The sequence below is a fragment of the Haloferula luteola genome, assembly GCF_014201715.1.
GTDB classification, from domain to species: domain Bacteria; phylum Verrucomicrobiota; class Verrucomicrobiia; order Verrucomicrobiales; family Akkermansiaceae; genus Haloferula; species Haloferula luteola.
In genome coordinates this window covers 317028-336219 of the sequence record NZ_JACHFD010000002.1, presented here as the reverse complement: position 1 = coordinate 336219, position 19192 = coordinate 317028, and the positions used below count along the sequence as shown (strand labels likewise).

Genomic DNA, 19192 nt, shown 5'->3' with positions numbered 1-19192 from the left:
TGGAGTGATGGGGTGGATGTCGATCCTGATGGATGGTTTGCGAATTGGACCGTGCAGATGCGCAAGGGTCTGCTGGATTTTTGCATCCTGAGAGCTCTGGAAGGGGGCGAGTGCTACGGTTACGCGCTGGTAAAGATGCTGGTGGCGATCCCCGGGCTCGGGGTGGCAGAGGGCTCGATGTATCCCCTGCTTTCCCGCCTGAAGAAGCAGGGGTGGGTAACGACTCGCCTGGTGGAATCGGAGGAAGGACCGGCGCGGAAGTACTACCGGCTCACGGATCAAGGGCGGCGGCTTGCCGGGGAGATGGCGGACTATTTTGCGGTCCTGTCAGCGGGGGTGGAGGGGCTCGGAAGAACGGCTTTGGATGAACTGAAAACCTCGGAGGAGAACTCCGAATCTGACCTAAAATCATGAAAAAGTGGACCATGGAGGCCGAGTATCGGCTTCAGGAATATCTGCAGGCGAGGGTCTTAAGGGAGGGCTTGGATCGGGAAGATGCCGAGGAATTGAAGGATGACCTTCGGGCTCACTTGCTGGAGGAGGCGGAAAGGCTGCCGGGTGAACGGGTCGACAGCGGGGTGTTGGAGGAAGCTCTTACTCGCTTGGAGGCGGGATCGGAAATGGAGTCCGAGGTGATGGTGGCGACCTCGCGATGGCGGAAGGTCGCGGTTTGGATGTTTGGAGTTCTGCTTCCGGCAGGTGTTGGCATCTTTGAGGCGTTCTCTGGGTTTTGTGCGGAGGTGTTTTTCAATCCGGTGGTGGATATTTGGCACCTGCTTCTGGTCCTCGCGATTCCGGTGCTGAATGCGTGGTTGCTGACGAAGGGGCGATGGATGGGGAGCCGCTGGCAGGGCTTGGCGGCGGGTTGGGCAATCGCGATTTCGGGGTTCTATGCCTTGTTATTTTTGCCCCTGCTTCCGGCGTCGCTGATTGCGGTGTTGTTTCTGGGGCTGGGGTTTCTTTCGTTAAGTCCGATTTTGGCCTGGTGGGTGTGTTTGAGGATTTCGAGGTCGCGGAAAAGTCGTGTGCCGCGGCCTTGGGAGTATCGATCTGGCTGGCGATGGGGCCTGGCGGCGGGAATTTTCTCGCTGGTGTTGCTGGATGGTCCCGGGATTTGGACGCGTTTGCAGTTGGAAGAGGCGACCCAAACGGGAAAATCGGCCGAATCGGCGATTTCTCGGCTGAGGTTCTTTCACTCGGAGGAGACGCTCCTTCAGGCCTGCTATGAAGGAAACCGTGGCACAAATCGGCGCACGGATATTTCCGGCTGGGTGTCGACCGGCGTCCTGCGCAGCCCGGATTCAGAGAAAGTAAGGGAAGTCTTTTTCCGGGTCACGGGAACGCCTTTCAATGCGCTCGAACCCCCGCGAGGGAGTCTGAAGGTCCGAGAAAGAGGGGAGAGGGTAGAATGGCAATTTGATGACCATCTCGGTGGGGATGATGTGGCGGTTCGGTTGAAGGGACTGGAGCTGGGGGAGTCTCGAATCGATGCACACCTCGACGGCGTTTCGCGGATTGGGTACGGAGAATGGACGATGGTGTTTGAGAATGCCACCCTGCGGCCGCAGGAAGCTCGTTGCCAGGTGCGATTGCCGCGTGGTGGAAGAGTTTCTCGGTTGACCCTTTGGGTGAATGGAGAGCCTCGGGAAGCGGCCTTTAGCACGGTGAAAAAGGTGAAAGAGGCCTACCGGGAGATCGCCGTGCGACAACAGAGGGATCCGGTTTTGGTGACCATGGTGGGGCCAGACACGGTGATGGTGCAGTGTTTTCCGGTGCCGCCTGGAGGGTCGATGAAGATTCGCTTTGGGGTCACCGCGCCGTTGGATGGTGGGGAGTGGGAGATGCCGCGATTGGTGGAGAGGAATTTTAGTTTTGAGGAGAACCTGCGCCATGCGGTTTGGGTGCAGGCGAATCAGGATTTCTCGGTTCCAGGATTGGGTGAAGGGGAGCCTGATGGTGATGGCTATGCCTGCCAGATCATGACGCCGGCAGACCGCCTGACGGGAAATGGCTCCGTGGTGCGGCTATCGGAGCTCGATGACGAACCCTCGCGGGTGTGGTGCCGGGACCCGATGGCGAAGGTCGAGGAGTCGGTTCTTTCGCGAAGCCCGCATCGGCTGCATGAGGTGGGTTATGATCGGGTGGTGGTCGTCGTCGATGGATCGGTATCGATGGCCGAGGCGGCGGATTGGCTGGACGAGGTGACGGCCTCGAGCTCGGCGGAGTTCCTTTTGGCGACGGATCAGGTGGAACCTTATCGCAAGGATTATCGGTTCCGAGGGGGGAGGGACAATGAGCCAGCGTTGCGAGAGGCCATTGTTCGTGCCCGCGGGAATGAGCGGGGTGCGGTGGTATGGTTGCATGGGCCTCAGCCAGTGAAGTTGGCGGAGTCTGAGGCATTGCTGCAGCTTCTACAGCGAGGGACCCATCGACCGGAGATTTTTGAGATCGAGGTGGCTCCGGGCCCCAATCGGTTGGCGGAAGCTCTGGGTCGGGAAGGGGCGCTGAAACGGGGGCCTCGTCTCGCGAATCCGCTGCGTGATCTTGAGGCATTCCTTGCAGAACTGCGTGCAGGCCGGGACCGGCTGGAATGGGATTGGTCGCGAACGTCGCCGGAGCAACCGGTCTTGGGAGAGGAAGTTTGGGATCAACTTGCCCGTCTTTGGGCGATCGAGCAGGCCGATGGGAGAGGCGAAGAGGTGGGGGAAGTGGCGGCTCAATACCAAATCGTTTCACCAGTTTCCGGTGCGGTGGTTTTGGAAACCGATGAGCAATACCGTCGCCACGGGCTGGATCCGGCCGAGATTTCGGCAGTCCCTCATTTGCCCGCAGTGCCGGAACCCTCGGCGTTCCTGTTGGTGTTGTTGGGGGCTTCCTCGATGGTCTTCAGGCGGAGGCGGCTCAGCGCGTGACGCCTCGCTGTGAGGATCCGAGGAACGCGATGAGATGTTTGACGTGCGGATTGTTGGCGCTGGCTTCGGCCTTGAGACCGGACAGCGCGAGGCCGAGGTTGGCGTCTTTCTTGAGGAAGAGACGTTTGTAAGCGGTGCGCAGCGCCTTCAGGTCATCGTCGGTGAATCCGCGGCGGCTGAGCCCCACCTGATTGATGGCCCGGGTGGTGGCGGGATTGCCTTCGACCACGGTGTAGGGGGCGATGTCTTGGACGATGCGTGAGCAGCCTCCGACCATGGCATGGCAGCCGACCCGGCAGAATTGGTGAATGGCGGCCAAGCCGGAGACGATGGCGTGATCTTCGACCGTGACGTGGCCGGCAAGGGTGCCGTTGTTGGAGAGGATCACATGGTTGCCCACCTGGCACTCATGCGCAACGTGGGCGTAGCAGAGGAAAAGGTTGTCGCTCCCGATCCGAGTCGGCGTGTATTCGAAGGTGCCGCGGTGGACGGTGGTATTTTCCCTGAACACGTTGCGATCGCCAATGATCAGCGAGGTGGGTTCCCCGGCGTATTTGAGATCCTGGGTTTTTCCGCCGATAGCGGCGAAGGGGAAGAACTCGTTGTAGCTGCCAATGGTGCTGTGGCCCTCGATCACCACGTGGGAATGGAGCCGGCATCCTTCGCCCAGCACGACGTGGTCACCGATGACGCAGAAGGGTCCGATGTGAACGTCTGCGCCGATTTGGGCACGGGGAGAAACGATGGCCGTAGGGTGAATCACGCCGGGGAGTGCAAACGGCAGCCACGGAAAATTCAAACTTCAAAATCCGATGATGTTCAGCGCCCCGGAAAGGGGTCCGGACCTTTCCGGGGCGCTGGAATCATTTGCGGAACTTTTCATATTCCCGGCGCCACTTCGGCATGAAGAGCCGCCGGATGAATTTTCGTAATGCACGGAACATGGAAGACAGTGTTTGGATTTCGAGGGGTAAACCCAGAGGAGTCGGACGAGACTTGAATTTCGGGCACTGCAGGAACCGTGCCCAATCCCCGTAGGAACGGGGAATCCTGCCCCCCACGATGAGGGAGGGAAGGCCTGTCGGGAACGAGCGGATTCATGTGACGAAGCCTTGACCCACACATGCTCCTCCGGCGAATGAATGGATTCATATAGCCAGCTGATGGATTAACTGGCATTCCGCGAAAAACATACGGGAAAGCGTAATGATCCCGTATCTAACGAAAGTCGACCTTGCTCGCACCCGCGGGGAGGCGGTGATGCCGCCGGCACCGTGGGGTCTTCCCCCCTGTCCCGCAAAGTCCCCCCGGAGTTGCGGAACCGGAAACCCTGATGCCGACGGCAAGCCTCCTGAAACCAGCAAACCACACTGTCTCGCCCTGAGTGGGTTCCGCCATGCCTCCAAGGATGGCGGAGAAATCAGCAGGTCCTTTCCCGGGACGAGAACGGCGTTGGAATATCGCCGGCCAATGGGTCGCGGAATGGTCTCTTTGTCCGGAAGGTTCGCGCAGTTCCCACCGGACGGAGGAGAGACTTCCACGGTTCTTTCATGGGATCTGTCGGGTGGCTTGACGATTCTCGTGTCGGGGAAAAACCCGACAGAGGGGCTCACTCGATCAATCCCCGCTGCACGGCGTAGCGGGTAAGTTCGACATTGGTGGCGAGCCCGAGTTTGGCGGAAATGCGTGCTCGGTAAGTGGCGATGGTCTTTTCGCTGAGATCGAGTCGAGCCGCGATGGCTTTGAGCGAGTGGCTTTCGGCAATCAGGCGCAGCACCTCCAATTCTCGGTTGGAGAGCGCTTCGTGGGGTTCGTCGAAAGAGGTTTGCTGGAGCGTTCCAACGAGCACCTCGGCGAGTCCGGGGCTGACGTAGCGGCCGCCAGAGAGGACTCTAGAAACGGCGGTGACCAGAGTGTCTGCAGCGCTTTGCTTCGAGAGATAGCCAGAAGCGCCGAGTTTGAAGGCACGGACGGCGTAGTCCTTTTCCGGGAGGGCGCTCATGATGAGAACAGGAAGCTTCGGCTGGGTGGAGCGAAGGTCCTTCAGGAGATCCAGGCCACTGCGACCCGGCAAGGTGATGTCGGCGATGACCAGGGCGTAGGGATACGCCAAGACTTGATGGAGAGCGGCTTCGGTGCTTCCGGATTCGTCGAATTCCAGTCCAAGGATCTCTTCCTTGAGAAGGGCGATCATTCCCTTGCGGACGATCGCGTGGTCATCGACGACGAGGATTTTCATGCGACCTGTCGTGTGGATTCGGGATCACCTAAGGGATGAGAATCACAGAGGGGTAGTACCAGCCGGACCGTTGTGCCATGTCCCTCCGAAGAGCGGAAATTCAATTCTCCACCCGCATTGCGGGCTCGCTCCCACATGCCGAGGAGTCCCAGCGTGAGCGGTCGTTCGGCGGTGTGTGCGTCCATGCCCCGGCCATTGTCTTCGATCGTGAGTAGAAGTCGCTGGTCGTCGGCTTCGCAGGTGGCCAGGACTTCCGTCGCGTGCGCATGACGAGCGACATTGGTGAGAGATTCTTGGAAGATCCGGAATGCGGCGGTCGCCAGCGGCCGGGAAAGCTCGTTGTCCATCGTCTGAATGTGGAGGCGGCAGGGGATTTGGGTGAGCTGGGTGAAATCGCGGGCTTCTTCTTCGAGAGCCGCCGCAAGCCCCAGGTGATCGAGGGCGGGTGGGCGCAAACCCGAGGCGACGCGGCGGACGGAATCGATGGCTTGGTCGACCAATTCGGAGGTTTCTACGGTGAGGTCGATCAGGGCATTGAGCGTTTTGTCGCCGGATCGATCCAGCCAGCGTTCGGCGAGGCCGAGCTTGAGCTGGATGGCGGTGAGTTGCTGGCCGAGTTCGTCGTGAATCTCCCTTGAAATTTCGGTCCGATCCTCTTCGCGCTGGGCTTGCAGGCGTGCGGAGAGTTCGCGGAAACGCTCGCTGGAGGCGATGAGTTCTTCTTCCCGTTGCTTTTCAGCAAGTCGCCAGCCACCGAAGGAGCGTCGAAGGACCGCAAAAAGCAGGAGCGCGGTGACGAGGACAAAGTTGAGCCCCTTATAAGATTGAAGCACCTGTGCGGCTGGATGGAGGGCCGCGATGTGGTCAACCACGAGATCGGACCCAACGATCCAGAGGCACCCGACGATCAAATAAATCACCGAGACTCGGAATTCAGGAAGCTGGAGGAAGGGGATCTTCAAGGGAAAACAGGTCGGAGGAGGCGCGGCGCCCAGAGGGATCCCGGCGAAGCGGTCGCTGGCGGATCGTGGGCGCGCCGCGAGCTAGCTCGATCAGGAAAGGCCCTGAACCGGGAATCCTCCCACCGATGTGAACATTTTGCACCCCCAGAATCGAGGGGGGCTTCTTCGCATAAAAAAAGCCGCCCCGGAAAATTCCGGGACGGCTTGAGAGTCGGAGGCGGGATTATTCCGCGTTTTGTGCCTGAGCTTGGTCGGCTTCAGGAGTCTCGGCCTTGGCCTCGTGAGCTTCAGCTTCGGGCTTTTGGGCCTTTTCTTGGGAAGCTTCGTGGCTGGCTTGCAGCTTTTGGAGGGCCTCCAGCTTCTTGCCGTTTTCGGTCAGCTCAGCGGTGAGCTTTTGTTGGTTGCGGAGGGAAGCTTCGAGTTTCGAGCGGGTGTCCTCGAGTTGTTGAGCCAGTTCCTCACCGCGGGCTTGAGCGGCGGTTTCACGGGCGTTGCTTTCTTTCAGGCGTGCTTCGGCCTTGGCGACGAATTCCTGGTGTTTGGCCTCGAGTTCTTTGAGCACCGAACCTTGTTGATCGATTTGCTTCTTCAGGTTCACCTCCGCCTCACTGCGCTGCTTCATGGCCAGAGCGGACTTGTTGGCCGCGTCCTTGAGGGACTCGTTTTCTTTGACGAGCTCGGAAATTTGGCGGGGCTCCTTCATGGAGTCGCGGAAGCGAGTCAGCTCGGCTTGCAGGGAATCAAACTCTGCGACGGTCTTGTTGAGGCGCTGGTTGAAGTCGCTCAGGCGCTCCTGGGCTTTGCCGCCGACAGCGAGGCGTTCGTCGAGTTCCTTGGCGTGTTTTTGCCAGCGATTGGCTTCGGCTTCCTGTTGGCGGCTGCTTTTCTCCCACTCCTTGGCGCGCTGATCACTCTCCGCCAGTTGTTTGCGGAGCTTTTCGATAAGCTTGGACTGGTTGTCCAAGGTGTTGCGAGCATCGGTGAGTTGATGGAGGGCCTGGTCACGTTCCGTGACGGCCTGGGTCATCTGGCTCTTGGCTTGAGTCAGGGTGTTGGCCAGCGAGTCGAAGCTTTGCAGCAAGGATTCCTGGGAGGGATTCGCGGCGGGTGCGTTTTCAGCCAGCGCAAATGGGGCGAGGGATGAAGTGACGAGGGCGAAGACGAGAGCGGTGCGTGACAACGGTTTCATGATGGTTTGTGAAAGCAAAAGGTAAACATCGGTTAACATCCAATATCTTTCAAAGCAAAAGGAAATGCCTCAAATTTTCCGCTACTTTGGGGGAATGGAGTGGGGGTCAATGCTTGAAAGCTCCCAGATCGCCGAAGGATAGGCCCCATTTGGCCAGATACTTCTTCAGCCGATCGGCATCATTGGTGATGGCACGTTTTTGGCGTGAGACGCTGAAAAGTTCCCTTCCTGCCTCGGACAATGAGGTCGACCGGCGACATACTTCGACGACATGGGCCAGTTGAACCCGGTCGAAAGGGTCGATCTGTTCCCGCTGTTGAGGGGAAAGAGGGATGGTTGCCTCTGCGGAGGAGTGAGGGGTGGGCACCCCGGGGCGTTGCCAACTGGCGCGAAGGCGCTGGATTTCCTCGTCCACATCTTCGATGCGGATGCGGCCCCGTGGTGCAAGGGTGGCCATGCGAACGATGGCGGCGTTGAAGTCGCGAAAGTTTCCGAGCCACGGTGTATCTGGGCGTTCGGCAAAGCGCAGAAAAGCACGGCGTGCTTCCTGATTGAAGGATGCCTGCCTTCCCTCGGTTTCAGCGTAGCGCAAGAGTTCGTAGTCCAGATTGGGTGCGAGATCTTCCCGACGCTCGCAAAGTGGGGGCAGGGCAAAGGTCCATAGGTGGATCCGCGCGAGCAAATCTTCGCGGAATCGCCCCTCGACCACGGCCTGTCGGAGGTCCCGATTGGTCCCGGCGATGAGTTGGAAATCGCTCTTCACGGGTTTGTCGGAGCCGACGGGGAGGAAGGTTTTGTCCTCAAGGGCGCGCAGCAGCATGGCCTGTTCGTCGGTGCCCAGTTCCCCGATCTCGTCGAGAAACAGTAGTCCTTTGTGGGCCTCCCGAAGCAATCCGGGCCGGTCCTTTTGAGCCCCGGTAAAGGATCCTCGGACGTGACCGAAGAGTGCCGAAGCAGCGGTGTCGCCGGTCAGGGTGGCGCAGTTCACCTCGACAAAATTCCCCTCAAGGCCCCCGCGATGCTGCCGGAGTTCGAAAATTCGGCGGGCGAGTTGGCTTTTCCCTGCTCCTGTGGGCCCGGTGAGCAACATCGGGGCTCTCGAACGTAGGGCGACCTGTTCGATGCGGTCGATGAGTTGGTTGAAGGCAGGGTTGCGAGTGGCGATGCCGCTTTTGAGGAAATCGGTGGTTTCACCGGCCTCGCGAGCGAAGCGCGTACTCAGAGCGTCGTACTTGGAGAGATCGAGATCGATGATGGTGAAATGCCCGGGATCGTGGTGCCGAGTGCGTTTGCCGCCGCGTGGTGGTGCGGTTTGGACCAGCCGTCCCGGTAAGAAGCCGGCTTCATTGAGCAGGAACAGAGAGATCTGGGCAATATGGGTGCCGGTAGTGATGTGGATCAGATATTCTTCGTTCTCGGGATCAAACTCGTAGTTCCGTGCCCAATCGTGCAGTGCGCCGTAGACATCGGCTAAGTCCCAAGGATCGCGGCCGAAAGGAATCTGGTGAAAACGCACCTCCGTTTCTGGGGAAACGGACCGGAGATCTTCTGCAACCTGCTGCGCCTGGGATTGGAATGCGGCTTCGAACAGAAGCTCGAAGCGTTCGATCAACAGATCCTCGTGCTGAAATAGAGAGATGGTAGGGCGCCACTTGTCCCAACGATCCGGAGTCTTTCCTCGATCGAGGACGGTGCCCAACAATCCGATTGCGACTCGTTTCATGCGGCAAAAATCACTCTAGCCAGAAGGGTAGGCAATCGAAAATAAGAGAAAAGCCTATCCAAAAGGATAAAAATGATTCGATTTTGTGGGGTTGATGATCTTGGGGTTTGCGAGTGGTGAAAGTTTTTAAGCTCTAAAAGAGAGGAAGTTGCGATGATGTGGGGCTTGGGGTCGTGAAGAGTTGGCATGGCGGGTGCCTATAGGTTGGCGTCCGGCGCAACACCCGGACCTGCAAACCGATGGCAAATCACCAACTCTTCCGATCACTCCGCGGGGCCTTCATCCCCAAGGCGACTGCGAGAAATGACGCAGGTGGAGTGGCCTATGAGCTCTCCGCCAAGGCGGCTTTGGCTCGGGTGGCGATGACGGGGTGTCTCACGACGACCTACTATGTCTCGGCGGAGACTCAACTTGAGCGCGTGCTGGAGTTGGCGGCCAAGGTGGACACCGATTTCCTCGCCAAGACGGCGCTGCATGCTCGGCAGCGCGGCTTCATGAAGGACCTTCCGGCGTTGTTGTGCGCTGTTTTGGCGACTCGTGATCTCGATCGGCTCGCCGAGGTTTTCCCTCACGTCATCGACAACGGCCGCATGTTGCGAACCTTCGTTCAGATTCTTCGTTCTGGAGTGACGGGGCGGAAGTCATTGGGCTCGGCTCCGCGGCGGCTCGTCCGCGAGTGGTTGGAACGAGCCACGGACCGTCAGTTGCTCCATGCTTCCGTTGGCAACGACCCGTCGTTGGCGGATATCGTCAAGATGGTCCACCCGCGTCCGAGCACCCAGTCACGGGAAGCGTTCTATGGATGGCTCATCGGTCGTTCCTATGATGTCGAGTTGCTGCCGGAGAACATCCGCCATTTCGAGGATTGGAAGCGATCTCGTCGAGGCGAGCTTCCCGACGTGCCTTTCCAGATGCTGACAGCTCTTGAGCTTGGACCGTGCGAGTGGTCCGAGATCGCGGAGAATGCGAGTTGGCAGACCGTCCGCATGAACCTGAACACCTTTGCGCGACACGGCGTGTTCGAGGATCGCGAAATGGTGAAGCGGTTGGCGAGGAAACTTGCGAACGCTGAAGCCGTTCGGCGTGCTCGGGTCTTTCCTTATCAGCTCATGGTGGCCTTTCTGCATGCAGGAAATGAGGTGCCTCATCGATTGCGGGAAGCGCTTCAGGATGCCATGGAGGTCGCGCTTGAAAACGTGCCGACGATTCGAGGATCGGTGGTCGTTTGCCCGGATGTGTCAGGGTCGATGCAGTGCGCTGCGACGGGTGTTCGTAAGGGAGCCACCTCTAAGGTCCGCTGTGTCGACATTGCTGGTCTGGTGGCGGCCGCCTTTCTTCGGAAGAACCGCTCGGCGCGGGTGCTTCCATTCGAGAGGGATGTGGTCGAGGTTCCACTCAATCCTCGTGACACCGTTCTCACCAATGCCCAGCGGCTTGCTGCCGTCGGCGGCGGAGGAACGAATGTCTCCGCTCCATTGCGTTGGCTCAACCAACGAGGCGAAGCTCCAGACTTGGTCGTTTTCGTCTCCGACAACGAGTCATGGATGGATGCCCGCCGGGCAGGGTACGGGACGGGGATGCTCGCTGAGTGGCAAAAGCTCAAGCGGCGCAACTCCCAGGCGAAGTTGGTGTGCATCGACCTCGTGCCGAACACCACGGCGCAGGCTCCTGACGGCCAGGATATCCTGAATGTAGGTGGATTCAGTGACCATGTCTTCGAAGTCATCGCGGCGTTTGCGGCGAGCGGAAGCGAAATCAGTCCCTGGATCCAGGCCATCGAATCTCAAGCTCTTAACCCTCGACTCAAAACAGCCTAGATTGCACCGACGCGACGAATCAGGGAATCCCCCACACGGGGGGACCCCTAGGAGAGATTCGGGGCAGAGAAGTTCTTTTGCCCAACTCGTCCCGGAGACGTCGCGTCGGCCCCCCTTTTCGCGAATGCCTTGAAGACTCCATCTAAGCCCATGGTCGCCGGTTCGAATCCGGCTCCCGCCTCGGCGGGGTAGCTCAGCGGTAGAGCATGGAAGATGTCTTCGACCTCCTTGTCGCGAATCCTTGACTAAAAATGGCGAATGCAGGTGGAACTCCATCGCTACGGACGACCAGGTCGCCGGTTCGAATCCGGCTCGGGCCACTCATTCACAACGGCCCGGTAGCTCAGCGGTAGAGCAGGAAAAGTTGTTTCACCACCCCTTGTCGCCGCCTCTTTGAATCAGACAATGAAAACGATCCATAAAACTGACGAAGCCATTGGCTTCCTCCCTTTGCCCGAAGATAAGGGCAAGCCTATTACGGTGATTGGGACGGACTCGATTCGCGACTCATTTGATGAGACCTGCCTCCAGCAGGCCGTGAACTCGCGCCTTGCTCCCGGAGTGACCGATGTCGTGCTCAATCCCGACGGTCACGCTGGGTATGGTGCCCCCATCGGCTGCGTGATGGTTTCGCCGACACATATCTACCCCGGACCTGTGGGAGTGGATATCAAGTGCTCGATGTCGCTGTTGCAGATGGACATCCCCGAGGATGTTATCGCCGACAAGAGGACGCGTCGTGCACTCATTGAAGCCATCGTGGAGCGGACACCGACCGGAGCTGGGCGTGGTCAGCGGAACGTGAAGAAAGGGCGCCCTGTCGATCGCGATCTCGGCTTCAAGGTGGTGACCGAAGGAGCTTCGGAAGCGGTGTGTGAAGCCCTAGGAATTCCCCTCGAGTGGGCTGGACGCTGTGAGGACTCGGCGCATGCGGGGCATGATGGTTCCTACGATGCTCTTCGTAGCCGTCTTGAGTGGATTCTTGAGACGCATCGAATCAAGCACTTTGGAGACAAGATGAGCCAGCTCGGATCCTACGGTGGTGGCAACCATTTCGGCGAATGCGAGATCACGAGAATTGCCGACCGTCCCTCGATGAGAGAGACTGCGGATGTATTCGGATTGAGAGATGGGCATGTGTCGTTTCTCAGCCACTGTGGATCACGCGGATTTGGAAACCTGTTAGCGACGCATCAGTTCAAGGACCTCGAACGCAAGTTTGAGGCGTGGAGCACCCCTTATCCTGCTGGCGACAAGAAGCTGGTGTATGCACCTCTTGGAACTCCGGAGGCAGATGCCTATCTTGATGACATGGCCTTAGGTGCGAACTTTGCGACAGTGAACCACCTGCTGATCAATGCGCTTGTTCTGGAGGCATTTCAAGAAGTGCTGCCTGGAGCCAAGGGAGGGTTGGTGTACTTCATTTCCCATAATATCGCGCGGCAAGAGATCGTGGATGGCAAGAAGTCCTGGGTGCATCGCAAGGGCGCGACCCGGGCGGTTCCCGGCGGACACTTTTCGCTGCATGGAACGCCGTTTGCACAGACCGGGCATCCGATCCTTCTTCCGGGGAACCCTCGGGATGGTTCCGTGGTGATGGTGGCGCGCGGTGGAGCCGAGCGGACGGCTTGGTCAGTGAACCACGGAGCGGGACGTCAGATGGGTCGCAAGCACGCATTCCGCACTCTCGATCAAAAGTCGGTGGATGCGGAGTTCGATGCCTCGGACATCCTCACCAATTGCCGCAAGTATCCCTTGGATGAGGCACCGGATGCCTACAAGAATTTCCCCGAAGTGCTTCGAAGCGTCGAAGCGGCCGGGCTCGCCGAGACGGTGGCGAAGTTGCAAGCTCGGTTTGTGATCAAAGACGCAGCAGAAGCCGACGATTGAAGGCATGAAAGTCATTTCACTCGATGGGAGTGCGGGAGGTGGGCAGATGCTTCGCACCGCACTCTCTCTTTCGGTCGTCACGGGGCAACCTTTCCGGATGAACCACCTTCGTGGGGCGCGGCGGAAGCCGGGTCTGATGCGTCAGCATCTTGCCTGTGTGCGGGCCGCTTGTGCCATTTCCGGGGGAACCGCCGACGGCGCCGAGATCGGCTCCACCGAGTTGGTGTTCCGGGCCGGAAAGGTGCGTTCTGGAACTTATGAATTCGCCGTGGGGACTGCGGGCAGCACCGGTTTGGTTCTTCAGACGGTGTTGCCCGCATTGTGGCAAGCAGGGGGTGCAAGTGAAGTGAAGATCTTTGGGGGAACTCACAACCCGATGGCTCCTCCTTTTGAATTCCTAGAGCGGGTGTATTTGCCTGCACTCGCGAAGATGGGTGCCCGTGCCCAACTGGAGTTGAAGGAATCCGGATTTGCTCCGGTGGGAGGCGGCTGCATCTTGGCCAAGGTCGAGCCATGGGAGTCACGAATGTCGTTTGACGTCCAGGAGCCCGGAGAACTCGTAGCGAGCTCCATCCGAGTGCCGTTCCGTGAGCTTCCCGTGTCGATTGCCGGTCGGATGATGGATGCGGCTGTTCAGGTATTTCCTTGTGAAGATGCTCAGGTGAAAGCCCTTCCCGCAGGTCCGGGGATGGGAGTTGCCTGCCTGGTCGAGGCGGAGTTTCAGCATACTCGGGAGATGACCTGCACGTTTGGTGCCCAAGGGGTATCGGCGGAGCGGCTAGGCAGACGAGCGGGAAAAGCGATGCGGGATTGGATGGGTACGGGCAGTGCCGTGGGTCGGCATCTGGCTGATCAATTGCTATTGCCGATGGCCCTTGCCGGCGGAGGCAGCTTCACGACCATGAGCCCGGATTCTCACGTGGAGACCAATCTCTCTGTCATTCATGCTTTCCTCGGTACTCAGCATGTGTGGGAGGATCTGGGATCAGGCCGCCTTCGGTTGACGCTGCACCCTTAGGAGTTTCCAAGCCACAGCCAGGGAAAGGAGACCGATCAAGATTTCGGAAGTTAGGATAAGAAAGACGATTCGGGGAATGGGAGCTGGCGAGGGAGTGCTTCCACCCGCGATGGAAATCTGATGGAGGAGGACGATTTCCGGAAACAAGGGTGCATGTTCGTGATCTGCCACCAACGATGGAAGGAGGAGGCGGCCGGTGGGCAGGGGGAGGACACTTGCGATGAATTCGGCACCGAGCTTGCCCGCACGATCCGAATCGGCGTGGTGCCGAGCGGCACCCAGACCGAGGCCCGTGGCCGAGGTTCCAAGTCCATCGATCACGGGTCCTGAATCGGGGTCAAAGTAGAGGGTGTCGGATTTTGCCGGGTCGGCTGGGAACTCTCGCCACCCCGCCATCACCTTTGTTTCTCTCCAGAAGTGATCGACATAGGCTTCGTAGCGGGAGTCCGTATCGTCGGAGGAGAGTTGGCGATCGAAGCTGAAAAAGAATCCGTTGGTGCAGCCTCGCGAGGGTGCCGTGGGGTGGCCGGTGCTGGCGCGTGCCATGTAGGGAGGAAGGGAATCGGGAAAAGTGGTCGTTAGTCTGCGATAGGCAGCTGAAGCCCACTCCTGATGATCTGAGCCCAAGGCTTGATCCGCATAGCGCACCATGGCGATGCCGACGGCGACGTCAGCGGGAAAGCACTGGTCGGGATAGTCGTCGATCAGGCCTCTGGGAGATTGGTCAATGTCGGTGGCGAGATCGGTCGAGAGCTCACGGAGGAGTTCGAGGTGCTGAAGGTCACCGGTGAGCAGGTGGTGAGCGGTGATCGATCCAATCAACAGCATTCGATAGAAGCAGTTAGGGTCTGACAAATAGTCGTCGCCCCAATAGGTTTTGACCCAATGGGCGTGGTTGTCGTCGAGGGCGAGACGCAGGCTGGCTTCAATGGCCTCCATGCCTTCCTCCTTGGGTGCGGTGGAGGAGAGCTGAGGGTTGGCATCCCATTGCTGCTGCAAATTCTGGGTGGCGAGGAGGTAGAAAAAGGCTCCGTAGACAGGCCATTCTGTCGCCGTGATTTGGGACACGCTGAGCGTGGCGGCCTTCCCGGAGGCGAGGCGATCTTCCACATAGCGGGGGATCCGCCGCGAGAGGCTGCGGTGGAGCTGAAATGCAAAGCGGCTGGGGCTCGCGGAACGGAGCCCTGGGTCACTGATGAGAATCGCGGTACTGGTGATGGCGGGGATCAGCAGGAGTCCTGGAACCAGAAACCCCATCGCAAGCAAGCGTCGAATCAACTTCCACATCTCGAGAGCATGCGGGGAGTCTTTGAAGTTAGAATGAAGCTTGGGTGAAGTTGAAGTCGAATCGTCCCACTTCAATGGGCTCCCGACGGCATGGGCTGAGGGGTGGAGGTGGGGCCGTGGATCTGCAGGATGTCCGGACCTCCGGCCGGATCGGGAACGAAGCGGACGCGGTCGATCGCAAGATTCCGGGGGCTCACTTGGGTGAAGCTTTGGTGTCGATGATAGACGATGAAGATCTCCTTGCCATCTGGAGATTCGATGAAGCAATGATGAGCGGTTCCCCGGGCGTAGGAAGTGGATTTCATGACCGGGTTGAAGGCATACTTTTTCCAAGGGCCCAGAGGGCTATCGGAAGTGGCGTAGCCCACGGCGTATTCGGGATGGGCAAAGTGGCTTCCGGAATAGGTGAGGTAGTAGATTCCTTGGTGCTTGATCATTTCGGGGCCCTCAGTGACCGGCGCCTGATGGCGCTCCCAGGCTTCGTCGGGCCCGAGCATTTTTCGGAGGCTGCTGGGATCGACGCTGACCATATCGTCGTTCAGCTTTCCTCCCCAGATCTCGTTGCCTTGCCCAAAGCTGACGTAGTAGAAATAGCACTGGCCATCGTCGTCTTCGAACACGTGGGCATCAATTTTGATGCTGTCTGGCGCCATGGGCTCCTTGGTTTTCTGTCGGAAAGGTCCCATGGGCGAATTTGAGGTGGCGACGCAGATTCGTTCCTGAGCGGCATAGTAGAGGTAGAAGGTTCCGTCTTTCTCGACAATGTCAGGTGCCCAGAATCCGTGGTCGCCCCAGCTATCCCGGTCCTTCAAGGCGAAGCCCTCGTCTTTCCAATGGACGAGATCGGTGGAGGTGTGCAATCGGATTCCTTGGGTTCTTCCCCGCTGCCGGGCGGTGTGAGTGGTGTAGGCGTAGTACTTCCCGTTATCATGAAGGACGACAGGGTCCGCGCCACCTTCCTGGACCGGGTTGGTGAAGGAGTCAGAAAGCGGACGGGAGCGAATCTCGCGAAGTTCCAAATTTCGAAAGGACGCCTGGTCCCCGGAGGCCTTGAGTGCGATGTCTCCTTTGGTGAAGGATGCTTCCACGCCGTCGAAGATCGGCCAGCTGTCAGAGGTGATGGGGCTCGACTCAAGGTAGATCCGAACGCGCTCTGCGGCGGCCTGAATGCGCAGGTGGTACCATTGGTCAGATTCGATGGGAAGCGGTCGGTGGGCGATGGGTTTTCGAGTCTTGGCGACCGAATCCCAGTAGATGGTATTCTCGCCAGGATGGATGCGGACCTCCCCGCCTTCATAGGCATCGGGTTTGGAATCAAGCTTCTGGCCACGAAAAATCACCCCGACTTCGGAACGAGCATCCGCCTTGATCTCCAGGTCGAGTTGGAAATCGTTGACTTCGAGACCTTTCAAGTGGGCGAGGGCGCCAGCGCCTGGATCGACATCAAGGCTGCCTTGGTCGGCCGACCAATCGCCGCCGACGAGTTCCCAGTGATCCGCCGAGGGGTGAGTCAAGGGATCGAGATAAGGCCATGCTCCAGGGGCAGGGAGAATCAGGGAAAGCGCGAGCGCGAGTGGGAAGAGGCGCATGTGGAGAAGTGGAAATGCCATGGTTATCGCAGCAAAAAGAGGGGTTCTTTCACGGGGAAACGTTTCCTATACATCGTGATTTTTCGGAATCGGACCCTTCGCTTCCCGGCCGGACCGCTGCCTGCTATGACGCTCCTACCCAATGATACCCAAGATCAGCCTTACGGCTTCGGTGCTCGCCCTTTTGACGGCGGTGCATGCGGAGTCTCGACTCAGTGACTACATTCAGCCCTTTGTGGGCACTCAAGGGGAGGGCAACACCTTCCCGGGGCCATCCGCGCCCTTTGGAATGATGCAGATCAGCCCGGACACCGACCCCATCACGTGGGCTACGGCCTCGGGCTATGAATACACCGACCCCTCGATTATGGGGTTTTCGATGACGCACCTTTCCGGCACCGGAATTCCGGAGCTCGGGGACTTCCTGTTCATTCCACAGACGGGTGAGCCGAAGCTCAATCCGGGTCCAAAAGACAAGCCGGATGAGGGTTACCGTTCGCGCTTTTCTCATGATCAGGAGTCGGCTGAGGCGGGCTACTATCAGGTGAAGCTTTTGGATAGCGGCGTGAATGCGGAGATGACCGCCGGAGAGCGTGCGGGAATTTTGAAGTTCACCTTTCCGGCAGGGAAATCGTCGATCCTGACCGATCTCAGCCACTTTTTGACGGGTGACCGCTTCAAAATGATCTGGTCGCAGTTACGGGTAGAGGACGACTCGACGATCACAGGCATGCACCTGGTCGATGGTTGGGCGAGGGAGCGGCAGATGTATTTTGCTGCGAAGTTTTCCCGGCCATTTGACTCCTACAAGGCCTACAGCGGTGGCAGCGAGGTGAAGTATGATAGCTACAAGACTTACCGCTTTCGCAGCTCGCATGAGGTCTTCGGACCGGACCTCCGATTTCTTGCGGAGTATGAGACGAAGCAGGATGAGGTGATCATGGTGAAGATCGGGATTTCCCCGGTCAGCAAAGAGAACGCCATGGCCAACCTGGAAGGCGAAGTCCCCGCGTGGGACTTCGATGGCCTGAAGGAAAAGACCAAAAGTGCCTGGGACAAGGAGTTGGAGAAGCTCCAGTTGGTGGAAGGGTCGGAAGCCGACAAGCAGACCTTCTACACAGCGCTTTATCACTGCTTCATGGCGCCGACTTTGTATCAGGATGCCAATGGAGAATATCGAGGGCTTGACCGTGAGGTGCACAAGGCGGAGGGCTTCAACAACCATACGGTTTTTTCCCTCTGGGACACCTTCCGGGCGACGCACCCTTTGTTTTGCCTGATTCAGCCAGAGCGCAATGTCGATATGATCAATTCGATGTTGGCGCACTACGATCAAAGCGCTGATGGCATGTTGCCGATTTGGTCGCTACAGAGTGGCGAGACTTGGTGCATGATCGGTTACCACTCGGTACCGGTGATCGTGGATGCTATGGTCAAGGGTCTTGAGGGTTTCGACAAGGAACACGCGTATGAAGCGGTGATGGCAACGGCGACTCATCCCGAATACGATGGAATCGCGGCGTATGAGGAATTGGGATACGTCCCCTTTGACCTGGAGAATGAGTCGGTGTCGAAAACGCTCGAGTATGCGTATGACGACTACTGCGTGGCTCGGATGGCAGAACTGTTCGGCCGCAAAGAAGACCAGGCACGATTCGAAAAGCGGGCGGCCTCGTACAAGAACCTCTACGATTCAGAGACCGGGCTGATGCGCGGCAAGGATTCGAAGGGCCAATGGCGCGAGCCTTTCAATCCTCACGAGTATGTTCACATGGGTGACTTCACCGAGGGCACCAGCTGGCAATATACTTGGCACGTCCAGCAAGACGTGGAGGGCTTGGCGGAACTGATGGGAGGCAAGGAGGCATTCGTCTCGAAGCTCGATCAGCTGTTCACTTTCCATGACGACGAAACCAACGACATGGAGGATGTGCAGGGCCGGATGGGTGAATACTGGCACGGCAACGAGCCAGCTCACCATGTTCTCTACATGTATGGAGAAGTGGGCCAGCCGTGGAAGGGGCAGGAGAAGATCCGCCATATTCTGGCAACCCAGTACGGGAACAAGCCGAATGCGCTGACGGGCAATGACGACTGTGGTCAGATGTCGGCGTGGTATTTGTTCTCATCGCTGGGTTTCTATCCGATGTGCCCGGGTAGCGACGACTATGTGTTCGGGAGCCCGGCGATCGAGCATGCGGTGATGGATCTTGGTGACGGGCACAAGCTCGACATCAAGGCGGAGAATCAGAGTGCTGAAAACGTCTACATCCAGTCCGTGGAAGTGAACGGCAAGCCCTGGACGAGCGTTCGACTGCCCTACGATGAAATCAAGGGAGGCGGAACCATCGTTTATCAGATGGGTCCCAAGCCGTCCAAGTGGGCGGCAGATTCGTAAGACTCGTCTTTGTTGTCTTTCTCCGACCGGCTTCTTGGGGTGAGTGGATTGCCCCATGAAGAAATCCTGTCGGAGGTCCTCGCCGCAGATTCTGCACGGACTCGCCGCCATTTAATAAACCCTACGGCGGGCACCGGCGGAATCTGCGGCTTTTTGATTTCAGTGAGG

13 protein-coding genes and 1 tRNA gene are annotated in these 19192 nt (G+C 58.6%); 7 read left to right on the top strand and 7 right to left on the bottom strand.

Going from position 1 to position 19192, the window contains the following annotated elements:
* The first annotated feature begins 12 nt into the window (after nucleotides 1-12).
* Complete coding sequence (locus tag HNR46_RS03260; RefSeq protein WP_221284985.1) at nucleotides 13-414, top strand: helix-turn-helix transcriptional regulator; 402 nt, start codon at nucleotides 13-15, stop codon at nucleotides 412-414.
* Nucleotides 411-2912, top strand: a complete 2502-nt coding sequence (locus tag HNR46_RS03255; RefSeq protein ID WP_184015742.1) for a VIT domain-containing protein — start codon at nucleotides 411-413, stop codon at nucleotides 2910-2912. Before HNR46_RS03260 ends, HNR46_RS03255 begins: the two co-directional genes overlap by 4 nt.
* Here HNR46_RS03255 and lpxA read toward each other — a convergent pair.
* From lpxA to rtcR, 5 genes are all read right to left on the bottom strand, one after another.
* On the bottom strand, nucleotides 2902-3675 hold the full coding sequence (gene lpxA / locus HNR46_RS03250; RefSeq protein WP_184015741.1) for an acyl-ACP--UDP-N-acetylglucosamine O-acyltransferase: 774 nt from the start codon (nucleotides 3673-3675) through the stop codon (nucleotides 2902-2904). The genes HNR46_RS03255 and lpxA overlap by 11 nt on opposite strands.
* Before the next feature lie 846 nt (nucleotides 3676-4521).
* Nucleotides 4522-5151: a response regulator gene (locus tag HNR46_RS03245; protein ID WP_221284984.1), complete on the bottom strand. Its 630-nt coding sequence runs from the start codon at nucleotides 5149-5151 to the stop codon at nucleotides 4522-4524.
* Nucleotides 5148-6113, bottom strand: a complete 966-nt coding sequence (locus HNR46_RS03240; RefSeq protein ID WP_184015740.1) for a sensor histidine kinase — start codon at nucleotides 6111-6113, stop codon at nucleotides 5148-5150. Before HNR46_RS03240 ends, HNR46_RS03245 begins: the two co-directional genes overlap by 4 nt.
* A gap of 223 nt (nucleotides 6114-6336) precedes the next feature.
* Nucleotides 6337-7302 carry a coiled-coil domain-containing protein gene (locus HNR46_RS03235; protein ID WP_184015739.1) on the bottom strand — a complete coding sequence of 322 codons (966 nt, stop codon included), beginning with the start codon at nucleotides 7300-7302 and terminating at the stop codon, nucleotides 6337-6339.
* A gap of 106 nt (nucleotides 7303-7408) precedes the next feature.
* Nucleotides 7409-9025 carry an RNA repair transcriptional activator RtcR gene (gene rtcR / locus HNR46_RS03230; protein WP_184015737.1) on the bottom strand — a complete coding sequence of 539 codons (1617 nt, stop codon included), beginning with the start codon at nucleotides 9023-9025 and terminating at the stop codon, nucleotides 7409-7411.
* A 239-nt stretch (nucleotides 9026-9264) separates the two neighbouring features.
* On the opposite strand from rtcR, the gene HNR46_RS03225 reads away from it, so the two are divergent.
* The 4 genes from HNR46_RS03225 to rtcA all read left to right on the top strand — a co-directional run bounded on the left by HNR46_RS03225 (nucleotide 9265) and on the right by rtcA (nucleotide 13750).
* On the top strand, nucleotides 9265-10842 hold the full coding sequence (locus HNR46_RS03225; protein ID WP_184015735.1) for an RNA-binding protein: 1578 nt from the start codon (nucleotides 9265-9267) through the stop codon (nucleotides 10840-10842).
* A 188-nt stretch (nucleotides 10843-11030) separates the two neighbouring features.
* Nucleotides 11031-11162, top strand: a tRNA-OTHER gene (locus tag HNR46_RS03220).
* Nucleotides 11163-11247: 85 nt separating this feature from the next.
* A complete protein-coding gene (locus tag HNR46_RS03215; protein ID WP_184015733.1) occupies nucleotides 11248-12732 on the top strand; it encodes an RtcB family protein in 1485 nt (494 codons plus the stop codon).
* A gap of 4 nt (nucleotides 12733-12736) precedes the next feature.
* Nucleotides 12737-13750, top strand: a complete 1014-nt coding sequence (gene rtcA, locus HNR46_RS03210; protein ID WP_184015731.1) for an RNA 3'-terminal phosphate cyclase — start codon at nucleotides 12737-12739, stop codon at nucleotides 13748-13750.
* On the opposite strand, the gene HNR46_RS03205 is transcribed toward rtcA, so the two are convergent.
* Nucleotides 13718-15037, bottom strand: coding sequence for a hypothetical protein (locus tag HNR46_RS03205; RefSeq protein ID WP_184015729.1), 1320 nt, complete (start codon nucleotides 15035-15037; stop codon nucleotides 13718-13720). The genes rtcA and HNR46_RS03205 overlap by 33 nt on opposite strands.
* 71 nt (nucleotides 15038-15108) lie before the next feature.
* A complete protein-coding gene (locus HNR46_RS03200; RefSeq protein WP_184015727.1) occupies nucleotides 15109-16647 on the bottom strand; it encodes a family 43 glycosylhydrolase in 1539 nt (512 codons plus the stop codon).
* 121 nt (nucleotides 16648-16768) lie between these two features.
* On the opposite strand from HNR46_RS03200, the gene HNR46_RS03195 reads away from it, so the two are divergent.
* Nucleotides 16769-19024 (top strand): GH92 family glycosyl hydrolase, encoded by a 2256-nt coding sequence (locus HNR46_RS03195; protein ID WP_184015725.1) that lies wholly within the window; start codon nucleotides 16769-16771, stop codon nucleotides 19022-19024.
* Nucleotides 19025-19192: the final 168 nt, after the last annotated feature.